This is a genomic window from Porticoccus sp. W117 (genome assembly GCF_030341905.1).
Taxonomy (GTDB): domain Bacteria; phylum Pseudomonadota; class Gammaproteobacteria; order Pseudomonadales; family Porticoccaceae; genus SCSIO-12696.
This window is the reverse complement of the sequence record NZ_JATAAF010000030.1, coordinates 18,539-29,430: the sequence shown is the minus strand read 5'-3', so window position 1 is coordinate 29,430 and position 10,892 is coordinate 18,539. Positions and strand designations below refer to the sequence as shown.

Annotated in this window: 9 protein-coding genes; 6 read left to right on the top strand and 3 right to left on the bottom strand. The window is 56.6% G+C overall.

All coding sequences use genetic code 11. From position 1 onward, the window contains the following. The coding region (locus QSV34_RS14245; protein ID WP_289151995.1) for a transposase at positions 1-170 on the top strand (170 nt) is incomplete at its 5' end. 231 nt (positions 171-401) lie between these two features. On the opposite strand, the gene QSV34_RS14240 is transcribed toward QSV34_RS14245, so the two are convergent. The 3 genes from QSV34_RS14240 to QSV34_RS14230 form a co-directional block, all read right to left on the bottom strand. Next, on the bottom strand, positions 402-1,595 hold the full coding sequence (locus tag QSV34_RS14240; RefSeq protein ID WP_289155799.1) for an amino acid aminotransferase: 1,194 nt from the start codon (positions 1,593-1,595) through the stop codon (positions 402-404). Between the two features lie 138 nt (positions 1,596-1,733). Continuing rightward, positions 1,734-2,660 carry a phenylacetic acid degradation operon negative regulatory protein PaaX gene (paaX, locus tag QSV34_RS14235; protein ID WP_289155798.1) on the bottom strand — a complete coding sequence of 309 codons (927 nt, stop codon included), beginning with the start codon at positions 2,658-2,660 and terminating at the stop codon, positions 1,734-1,736. 19 nt (positions 2,661-2,679) lie between these two features. Next, positions 2,680-3,141, bottom strand: a complete 462-nt coding sequence (locus tag QSV34_RS14230) for an Lrp/AsnC family transcriptional regulator (protein ID WP_289155797.1) — start codon at positions 3,139-3,141, stop codon at positions 2,680-2,682. Between the two features lie 180 nt (positions 3,142-3,321). On the opposite strand from QSV34_RS14230, the gene QSV34_RS14225 reads away from it, so the two are divergent. The 5 genes from QSV34_RS14225 to paaG all read left to right on the top strand — a co-directional run bounded on the left by QSV34_RS14225 (position 3,322) and on the right by paaG (position 10,856). Continuing rightward, positions 3,322-5,454 carry an alpha-ketoacid dehydrogenase subunit alpha/beta gene (locus QSV34_RS14225; protein WP_289155795.1) on the top strand — a complete coding sequence of 711 codons (2,133 nt, stop codon included), beginning with the start codon at positions 3,322-3,324 and terminating at the stop codon, positions 5,452-5,454. A gap of 10 nt (positions 5,455-5,464) precedes the next feature. Then, a complete protein-coding gene (locus QSV34_RS14220) occupies positions 5,465-6,754 on the top strand; it encodes a dihydrolipoamide acetyltransferase family protein (RefSeq protein ID WP_289155794.1) in 1,290 nt (429 codons plus the stop codon). Between the two features lie 188 nt (positions 6,755-6,942). Continuing rightward, a complete protein-coding gene (gene paaZ / locus QSV34_RS14215) occupies positions 6,943-8,988 on the top strand; it encodes a phenylacetic acid degradation bifunctional protein PaaZ (protein WP_289155791.1) in 2,046 nt (681 codons plus the stop codon). A 194-nt stretch (positions 8,989-9,182) separates the two neighbouring features. Next, the gene (gene paaF, locus QSV34_RS14210; protein WP_289155789.1) at positions 9,183-9,962 is read left to right on the top strand and encodes a 2,3-dehydroadipyl-CoA hydratase PaaF; all 780 of its coding nucleotides are present in this window, start codon (positions 9,183-9,185) and stop codon (positions 9,960-9,962) included. A 111-nt stretch (positions 9,963-10,073) separates the two neighbouring features. Continuing rightward, the gene (gene paaG, locus QSV34_RS14205; RefSeq protein WP_289155788.1) at positions 10,074-10,856 is read left to right on the top strand and encodes a 2-(1,2-epoxy-1,2-dihydrophenyl)acetyl-CoA isomerase PaaG; all 783 of its coding nucleotides are present in this window, start codon (positions 10,074-10,076) and stop codon (positions 10,854-10,856) included. The last annotated feature ends 36 nt before the right edge of the window (positions 10,857-10,892 follow it).

The following is a 10,892-nucleotide window of genomic DNA, read 5'->3' as shown; positions in this document are numbered from 1 at the left end:
AAGAGATTTACAGGCGCCGGCAGGAGACAGTTGAACGCAGCTTCGCTGATGCTAAACAACTACACGGTTATCGATATGCTCGCTACACCAGGCTTAATAGAGTGGCTGGTCAGTGTCTGATGGCTGCAACTGCCCAAAACATCAAGAAAATTGCTCAGATGGCGGCCTGAGCCTCTATTGAGCCCTCTCTACACTCCAAACCCCTTGCTTAGCCTCTGTAAATACCTCAGTGCGGTGTTTGCGAGGCTCAACCTAGATTCGAGAGACTCTCCGGCTTTTGGGTTAGCAATGCCCAGAAACAACAAACCCCAGCAAAAATGCCGGGGTTTGTCAGCGATCTGACCGCGCTGCAAACAGCGCGGTTTTTTACATCTCTCGCCTTTCGTCTCACATCTCTCGAATCACAAAACCTTCGCCACAGACTCCGCAAAGTAATTCATATTGTCATCGTTCAGGCCGGCCACATTAATGCGGCTGGAGCCCACCATGTAGATGCTGAATTTGTCTTTCAGGCGCGCTACTTGTTCCGGGGTAATTCCCAGGAACGAGAACATGCCAAATTCCTTTTCGATAAAGCCAAAGTCGGCGCCGCTACAAACCGCATTGAGTTTGGCGACCGCCTGGGCGCGCAAGCCGTTGATACGGTTACGCATTTCCGCCACTTCACCCTGCCACTGTTCAGTCAGTTCCGCAGATTCCAAAATGGTGGCGACAATAGCCGCGCCGTGAGCTGGCGGCATGGACCAGATACCGCGGGCGATATTAATCAGCTGGCTGCCAGCGGCTTCGGCCTTGTGGCTGTCTTCGGCAATCACCAACAGCAAGCCAATGCGTTCGCGGTAGAGACCAAAGTTTTTCGAGCAGGAAACCGACAGAAACATTTCGCTCACCCGCTCACCCATCAGGCGCAAGCCAGCGGCGTCTTCGTCCAGGCCCACACCAAAACCCTGGTAAGCCATATCGATAAAGGGCACCAAACCCTTTTCCACACAAAGGTCGGCTACTTGTGCCCACTGTTCCAGATTGAGGTCGGCACCACAGGGGTTGTGGCAGCAAGCGTGCAGCAACACCACATCGCCAAGCTGGGCATCGCGTTCCAGAGTAGCAATCATGTCGGCGAACGCGACCGAACAAGTGCCGCGGTCGTAGTACGGGTATTCCTTGATGTTCAAACCCGCTTCACCAAACAGCGGCACGTGGTTGGCCCAGGTAGGGTTGCTCATCCAGATGGTGGCACCGGGTTTGGCGCGGTTAATCAATTCGCCGCCCAGGCGCAATGCGCCACAGCCGCCGGGAGCCTGAATCGAGGCTACCCGGTTGGCCAGCAGTGCCGGGTGGCTTTCGCCCAGAGCCAGCTTGCGCATTTCGCTGTTGTACACAACATGACCTGGCCCACCGATATAGGATTTGGTGGCCTCGGCATCCATCCAGCGCGCCTCAGCGGCTTTTACAGATGCCAGAATAGGGGTTTCGCCAGTCGGAGTTTTGTACACCCCCACACCCAGATCAACCTTGTTGGGATTGTCGTCTTTCAGGAACTGGCCCATCAGGCCAAGAATGGGGTCTTGAGGCAATACTTGCAGTGATTCAAACATGGTTGCGTCCCAGGGTGTGTATGGCGAATGCCAAAAATCAAATAAACCGGGGGCGTATTGTAGTCGGGAATTTCAGCCGCGCAATGCGTATTGACAACAGATTTTTTGCCCCATCTGTATTAGGGGGATGACAGAGCGTTACGCCAGCTGACCGAACCTTGCAAAATAATCGCTACTGGCTGTGGGCAAAGGACCATCGGTGGTTTCCAAGGCCTCCATTACATAGGATTCGGAGCCCTGTTGAATGTGGCGATAAATGTCTGCCACCAGGCTATACACTTGGCGCCCCACCCAATGTTCCGGCAACAGAGATTCCGGCAACTCGGCATCTTTTAACAGCAGCCGCCGGTAATCGTGAATCAGCAGGGTACGCAGCTGAAAAGCCGCTTCCGGCACCAGACTGTCGCCGCTGTTCAGGCGCTCCAACAGCGGTGAAAAAACGTCATACATGGCGCGATACTGTTGCTCCAACTGCTCCAGATTCCAACAGGCGTATACCCGGCTTTTCAGTTGTTGCGCCGATGCCTGGTCATCGGGCTGGCTGCGCATGACCACCACTTGCTGTTGCAAGCCCAGCTCTTTCAGGGTTTCGTCCAATGACAAACGATCGGCACCGGGCTTGGCCATCACACCGGGGAACAAGTTGCCAAACCCCAGCCAGTGCAGTTCCTTGCGCAGTAGTTCGCGCTGTTTTTCCGGCAAGTTATTCTGGTGGACAAACAACCAGTCACCATCCTGGCTGCTGTATTCAGGCGCATAGATACGGCGGGCGGCTTTCTGGTAATGGCGCAACCCGGTTTCGGTAAAGCTGTAAAAACTTTTGCGCCCTACCTGGGTGGAACACAGCCAGTCGTCCTGCATCAGCCGGTACACCGCGGTGCGCACCAGGCGCTGATTGAGGCCAAAGGGTTCCAGGGCATTGATCACACTGCCCAGCCACACCCGGTTGCCGTGCTGGGAGATGGTGTCGCCAAATAAAGTGACGATCAGCGACCCCGCCCGCATGGGGCGGCGCTGGCGAAAAGCGTCCAGCAGTTTTTGTACATGGGTGGCGGCAGTCGTCATAGCGTGCATTCTATCAGTGTCACAGAGCCGTAACCGGCAGCTCGCTACTGAGCTTGTTCTGGCGCATGGATATCAATGTGTTGACCGAGCGAATGCCCTGCACCGCCAACAGGCGGGAAGACATAAACTGCTCGTAGGATTCCATATCCCGGGCGACAATTTTCAACAGATAGTCGCACTGCCCGGTCACCGAATGGCATTCAAGAATTTCCTTGTTGCCGCTGACCTGCTGCAAAAACTGCTCGATGGTTTCCGGATGGTGGTTTTCCAGCACCACTTCGGCGAACGCGATGATTTGCAAACCCACTTTGCGGTGGTTAATACGCGCGCTGTAACTTTCTATATAACCTTCATCCTGAAGCCGCTTTACACGCCGCCAGCAGGGCGCCGGCGACAGGGCAATACGCTCCGCCAGATCGCGATTGGAAAGCCTGCCATCCACCTGCAATTCGTGCAGAATTTGCGCGTCGTACTTGTCCACAAATGACAACCTAAGTAATTTTCTTTCTTATATGTCTAAAATACAGCAATTATCTTGCCTTATTTACACCAACATTAGCAATAACGAAAACAAATTTCCCGGCTGACAAGATACAGTAACTCACCTCCCCTTTTGGGGTGCGTCGGCATGCGCCCCAACCCAACAGAACGAGACCGACTTATGCCCACGGCCGAGCTGCAAGCTATGGAAAACACTAACCAACACGAGAGCCAACAAGACACCATCGCCGCCTACGATTGGCAGCGAGTGGCTTATCTGATCCTCGCCTCCCGCGCCATGGACGATATTGAAGAACAAGACCTGGTACCCCAAAAGCTGGTGTTCAATCAGTTTTCCGCCCGCGGTCACGATATGGCTCAGGTGTTGCTGGGCTCGCTGCTCACTCACCCCCACGATGGCGCCACCGGCTACTACCGCTCGCGCCCTTTCGTGCTGGCACTGGGTGAGGATTTTGAGGTTTCGCTGGCTGGCCCGCTGGCCCGCAGCGGCGGCTACTCCGACGGCCGCGACATCGGTGTGGTGTGCAATTACCCCAACGAAAAGCGCACCGGCGCCATGTTGTTCCCCATGTGCGGTGGTGTTGGCTCTCAGTACTCACCCATCTCCGGCTGGGCGCAGTCCATCCTGTACAACCAGAACGAGCTGAAGGACGAGTCCTACCGCGGCGCGCTGGGTGTTTCCATGGGGGGCGACTCCTCCATGTCCACCAGCGGTTTCTGGGCAGCGCTGAACATCTCTACCACCAACAACCTGCCGCACCTGTTTTACATTGAAGACAACGGCTACGGCATTTCCGTACCCCAGGAAGTGCAAACTCCTGGCGGCGATCAGGTGGCCAACCTGGCAGCCTATAAACAGCTAAAAATTATCGATGGCGACGGCTCCGACCCAATGGAAGCGGCCACCAAAATCAAGGAGGCGGTAGACCACGTGCGCTCCGGCCAGGGCACCTGCTTGCTGCGTTTGAAGGTACCGCGCCTGTGTGGCCACACCTTCCAGGACACTCAGACCTACAAGCCGGAAGAATTTATCGCCCACGAACAGGCCAACGATCCGTTACCCAAGCTGAAAACCTTTATGGTGCAACAGGGTTTGATCAGCGAAGACCAATGGCACGCTCTGGAAGAACAAGCCACCGCGGAAGTGAAGGTAGCGGTAGATAAAGCGCTGCAACGGCCGGAGCCGGACACCGACAAGCTGACCCGCTACGTGTACGAAGAAAAAGATGCCAACGGCAACCCGGAAATTCAACTGCGCGGCGGCCTGGCCGTTGGCGGCCACCAGTTCCCAGCAGAGTCTGAAGTGGCCGCACCAAAGGGCGCGCGCCTGAACATGCTCACCGCCATTCGCAAAACTCTGGATTACGAGCTGCAAACCAACCCCAAGGTACTGGTATTCGGCGAAGACGTTGGCCCCAAGGGCGGCGTGCATGCTGCCACTCTGGGCCTGAATGAAAAATACGGCAACGACCGGGTATTTGACACCAGCCTGTCGGAAGAAGGCATTATCGGTCGCTCCGTGGGTATGGCCCTGTCCGGCCTGATGCCGGTACCGGAAATCCAGTTCCGCAAATACGCCGAGCCTGCCGCCGAGCAGCTTACCGATACCGGCATTATGCGCTGGCGCACCGCCAACCAGTTTGCCGCCCCCATGGTGGTGCGCGTACCAGGTGGCTTTGCCCGCCGCGGCGACCCCTGGCACTCCATGTGTGACGAAGTGGAGTGGGCTCACAAAGTGGGTTGGCAGCTGGCCATGCCGTCCAACGCGGAAGATGCCGTCGGGCTATTGCGTTCGGCGCTGAGGAGTAACAACCCCACCATCTTTTTCGAGCACCGCAACCTGCTGGACGACAGCTGGGCGCGCCGCCCCTACCCCGGCGATGAGTTTGTGATTCCCTTCGGCAACGCCAAAACCCTGCTGGCGGGCGACAAACTCACCGTAGTGACCTGGGGTGCCATGGTGCAACGCTCCGAAGCCGCGGCCAGACAATTCGACGGCAAAGTCGAAGTGATCGACCTGCGCTCTATCCAGCCCTGGGACAAAGAGTGCATTCTGGCCTCTGTAAAGAAAACCGCCCGCTGCCTGATCGTTCACGAAGACAATAAAACCGCCGGTTTCGGTGCGGAAATTGCCGCCACCCTCACCGACGAACTGTTCTTCGACCTGGATGCCCCGGTGCGCCGCCTGACCATGCCGGACATCCCCAACCCGCACAATATCCACCTATTGAATGCAGCGGTGCCGAGTGTGGAAAAAATTGCGGCGGCGATAAAAGAATTGTTGGAAATTTAAGGACAGGCATATGAGCAAGAAGATCAATATCACCCTGCCCGCCGAACAACTGGAAGGCACCGAAGCAACCCTGAGCCAGTGGCTGATAGCGGTAGGTGACAGCGTTACCACCGACCAACCGGTAGCGGAGCTGGAAACCGACAAAGTATCCATTGAGGTGGTTGCGCCAGCCGATGGCGTGGTGGCCGAACTGATTGCCAACGTCGGCGATCAGATACAGCCGGATCAGGTACTGGCCAGTTTGAGCGCTGGCAGCGAAGCGACAGTAGCGGCTGCAACTGCAACCGGCACTGAAGATGTAACCATCAGCTCGGCGCCGGCGGTTACCGAGCCTGATCAAAATAGTGGTGATAACGCTGACCAAGACAACTCTCACCAAAATAACAATGCCCGCCACCTGATCGGCCCGGCAGTGCGCAAGCTGGTGGCTGAGCACAACCTGAATTTTGACGCCATTCCCGGCACGGGTCGGGGTGGTCGCGTCACTCGCGATGATGTAGTCGTCTACCTGGCTAGCGGTAAGGCAGAGCAAGATAAAAAAGCCACTACGGCAGCCAAAGCACCAGCCGTACCGTCATACCCGTCTTCAACACCCGGCAGCCAGGGTATGCCAAGCCGCCTGGTGCCACACACTCAGATGCGCAAATCCATCGCCAATCACATGGTGGAGAGCCTGCTGCACAAAGCGCCGCACGTGACTTCCGTATTCGAGATGGATATGACCAATATCATCGAACACCGCAAGTGGCATAAGAAGGAGTACGAAGCCAAGGGCGTTAAGCTAACCTTTACCGCCTACTTCCTGGCCGCCTGTGTGGAAGCCATGAAGGCAGTGCCGGATATGAACGCCCAATTCCACGACGACGCCCTGGAAATTTTTGACGACATCAATATCGGCGTCGGCACCGCCCTCGGTGAAGCGGGGCTGGTAGTTCCCGTAGTCAAGCAGGTCCAGAACATGGAACTGTTTGATATCGCCGGCGCCCTGGGCGACCAGACCGAACGAGCCCGCGGCGGCAAACTGACCCCGGCGGATATGAAAGGTGGCACATTCACTATCTCCAACCACGGCGTCAGTGGCAGCCTGTTCGCGGCACCGATTATTATCAACCAGCCCCAAGTGGCCATCCTCGGCATCGGCAAGCTGGAGAAGCGAGTGGAAGTGGATGAAAACGATGAAATCCGCATCCGCCCCAAATGCTATGTTTCTTTAAGCATCGACCATCGGGCGGTGGATGCCTTCCAGACCAATGCCTGGTTGGCGAAATTTGTGGAAGTGATAGAAACTTGGGGACAGTAAGAACGGGAGATGAAAGATGGGAGACGAGAGATGTGCCCCCATTTTTCACTTTCGGGTGGATACTGCTAATTCACAGGTTTTAATAAATAGGTGTTGCGGGCTTCGTTTTTTCGCAACATAAATAATTTGTTCGGAGTGAGGAGTTGAGCGTCTCTCATCTTCCGCCTCCCATCTCACGGAACCATCTTATGCAATACCAGAGTTATGTATGCGGCAACTGGCACACCGGCACCGAGCCCGGTCAGGAAGTGTTCAACGCCATCACCGGCGAGTCACTGGGCCATATTTCCAGTGCCGGCATCGACTTTAAAGCGGTGGCGGAATACGCCCGCAACGTCGGCGGCCCGGCACTGCGCGCCATGACCACCCACGAGCGCGCCACCGCCATGAAAAAGCTCGGCCTGCATCTGCTGGGCATCAAAAAGAAATTCTACGAAGTCTCCGCAGCCACCGGCGCCACCAAGGCCGACAGCTGGATCGATATCGAGGGCGGTATCGGCACCATGCTGAGCATCAGCTCCATCGTTCGCCGCGAGATGCCCAACGAGACTTTCGCGGTGGAAGGCGACACCGAACGCCTGTCTGCCAACGGCACCTTTGTGGGCCGCCATATTCTGGTGCCCAAAGAGGGGCTGTCACTGCACATCAACGCATTCAACTTCCCCATCTGGGGCATGTTGGAGAAGATCGCACCGTCACTGGCAGCGGGTGTTCCCGTTATTGTCAAACCAGCCACCGTGTCGGCGTACCTGACCGAGTTTATGGTGCGCGAAATTATCGATACCGGCTTCCTGCCCGAGGGCTCTATCCAACTGATCACTGGCTCAACCGGCGACCTGCTGGATCACCTCAACGAGCAGGACAGCGTCACCTTCACCGGCTCTGCGAAAACCGGCAAGATGCTGAAAACCCACCCCAACATCGTTGAGAATTCCATTCCCTTCAATATGGAAGCGGACTCTCTTAACTGCACCATATTGGGTGAAACTGCTGAGGAAGACAGCGACGAGTTCGGCCTGTTTATCAAGGAAGTGGTGCGGGAGATGACCACCAAGGCGGGCCAAAAATGTACCGCTATTCGCCGCATATTGGTACCGCGCAACAAGATCGACGCCGTTGCCGATGCCCTGAAAGCACGTCTCGCCAAGAACGTGATCGGAGATCCGTCCAGCGAAGGCGTTCGCATGGGTGCACTGGTTGGCCGCGATCAGGTCAATGACACCTGGGACGCGGTGAAAACCCTGCAGAAAAGTTGCGACACTTTATTTGGCGGTGACGACAGTTTCGAGGTGGCCGGCGCCGACAAAGCCAAGGGCGCGTTCTTCCCCACTACCCTGCTCTACTGCGACCAGCCGCTGACCACCCCTACGCCCCACGAAGTGGAAGCCTTTGGCCCGGTCAGCACCTTGATGCCGTATGAGAATCTGAAAGAGGCCATCCAGATTTCCAAGCTGGGTAAAGGCTCGCTGGTGAGTTCGATCTTCACCTATGACAACAACGAAGCCAAACAAGCGGTACTGGGCACCGCCGCCTACCACGGCCGTATGGTGATCATTAACCGCGACTGCGCTGGCGAATCCACCGGCCACGGTTCACCGCTGGCGCAAATGGTCCACGGCGGCCCCGGCCGCGCCGGTGGCGGTGAAGAGCTGGGCGGCATCCGTTCAGTCAAACACTATATGCAGCGTACAGCGCTCCAAGGATCACCAACTACGTTAGCCGCTATCACCAACGAATACATGCCCGGCGCTGCCATCAACCAGACCGCCGCGCATCCATTCACCAAGTACTTTGAAGAAATTCAGCCCGGCGACAGCCTGATCACCCACCGCCGTACTGTCACCGAAGCAGACATCGTTAACTTCGGTTGCCTGTCTGGCGACCACTTCTACGCCCACTTCGACGAGACTGCCGCCGCTGACTCCCTGTTCGGTAAGCGTGTGGCCCACGGCTACTTTGTGCTGTCTGCTGCCGCCGGTTTGTTCGTTTACCCCGGCGTCGGCCCGGTGCTGGCCAACTACGGCTTGAACAACCTGCGCTTTATCGAACCGGTAGGCATTGGCGACACTATCCAGGCGCGCCTGACCTGTAAGCAAAAAATCAAAAAGGACAAGCGCCCGGATGACGCTAAAGCAACCGGTGTTGTAGAGTGGGACGTTGAAGTGACCAATCAGGAAGGTGTGGCCGTTGCTATATATAGCATCCTGACCTTGGTTGAACAGAAAGACGCGTAATTGACTGGTCGCACGTCGCACGCCTGACGTCGCACGCTAAAACCAGACACCCTGTTTGTCATCCTGAGCGCAGCGAAGGATCTCGAGTTTGAACAACCGAAGAGATTCTTCGCTGCGCTCAGAATGACAGTATTGGTGCTTTTAGCGTGCGACGTGCGACGTGAAGCGTGCGACCTCTACAAAGAGTCCACGATATGTCCAGTTACAATTACATAATTGCGGAGCCGCAAGAAACCGGCGTTCTGCTGATCAAACTCAACCGCCCGGAAGCGCGCAACGCCCTTACCACCGCCCTGCTCACCGAGTTGGCGGCGGAGCTGGAAGCAGCGCAGGAAAACGACCTGATTCGCGCGGTGGTGCTGTACGGAAACGACAGTGTATTTGCCGCCGGTGCCGACTTGAAAGAGATGGCCAAACTGGATGCGGTAGGCGTGCTGCAGGATGTGCGGCCAAAAATATGGAAGCGCATCTACGACTTTAAAAAGCCCATGATTGCAGCGGTCAATGGATATTGCCTGGGCGGCGGTTGCGAACTGGCCATGCACGCCGACATTATCATTGCCGGCGAAAGCGCCGAATTCGGCCAGCCGGAAATTAACTTGGGCATTATTCCCGGTGCCGGCGGCACCCAACGTTTGATTCGCACCGTGGGCAAATCCCTGGCCATGAAAATGTGCCTGTCGGGAGAATTTATTAACGCCGACGTTGCTGTCGCCTCTGGCCTTGCCGCCGAGAAAACCGCCGATGATCAAACCCTGGAACGGGCGCTGGAACTGGCCACCCGCATCGCCAAAAAAGCACCGCTGGCGGTACAACAAGCCAAAGAGGTTTTGCTGAAAGCCTTCGAGACCGACCTGGAAGCGGGCCTTCATTACGAACGCAAAGCCTTTACCGTGTTGGCAGCGACCGAAGATCGCAATGAAGGCATTGCGGCGTTTTTGGAAAAACGTAAACCGGAGTACAAGGGACGCTGATACGGTTCGACGTTTGATGTTGGACGTTCGACGAATCCAACGTCACAGCTGGGTGGTTAGAATCACTTTCGTCAAACGTCGAACATCCAACGTCAAACACAGGACAAAACAATGAGCTTCAACACCATCACCTACACCGTAGAAGACGGCGTTGCCGTTGTCACACTCAATCGCCCGGATCGTCTGAACAGTTTTAACCTGGAAATGCACTGTGAATTGCGCGAGGCATTGAAGTGCGTGGAAACCGACCCACTGGTGCGCTGTCTGGTGCTTACCGGTGCCGGGCGCGGTTTTTGCGCCGGCCAGGATTTGAGCGATCGCAAAGACACCGATGTGCCCGACCTGGGGGATTCCATCGACAAAAACTACAACCCGCTGATTCGCAAACTGTTGGGCATGCCCAAGCCCATCATCTGCGCCGTCAACGGCGTAGCCGCCGGTGCCGGTGCCAGCCTGGCACTGGCCTGCGACATCGTGGTGGCGGCCGAAAGCGCCTACTTTGTACAGGCGTTCTGCAACATCGGCCTGATCCCCGACTCCGGCAGCACCTGGCACCTGCCCCGCGCTGTCGGCCTGCCCCGCGCCAAAGGCCTCGCTCTGCTAGGGGAAAAACTCCCGGCGCCACAAGCGGAGGAATGGGGCATGATCTGGAAATCCGTGGAAGACGACAACCTGATGGACGACGTGATGGCCATGGCCCGCAACCTGGCCACCAAACCCACCAAAGCCCTTGCCATGATCAAAGCCGCCCTGCAGGAATCCACCGCCAACAGCTATCACCTGCAACTGGAAGTGGAAAAGGAATACATGCGCAAAGCGGGCCGCACCAAAGATTTTCGCGAAGGTGTGGCGGCGTTTATGGAGAAGCGGAAGCCGAACTTCACAGGTGAGTGAAGCGAGAGACGAGAGATGGGAGATGAAAGACGAGCT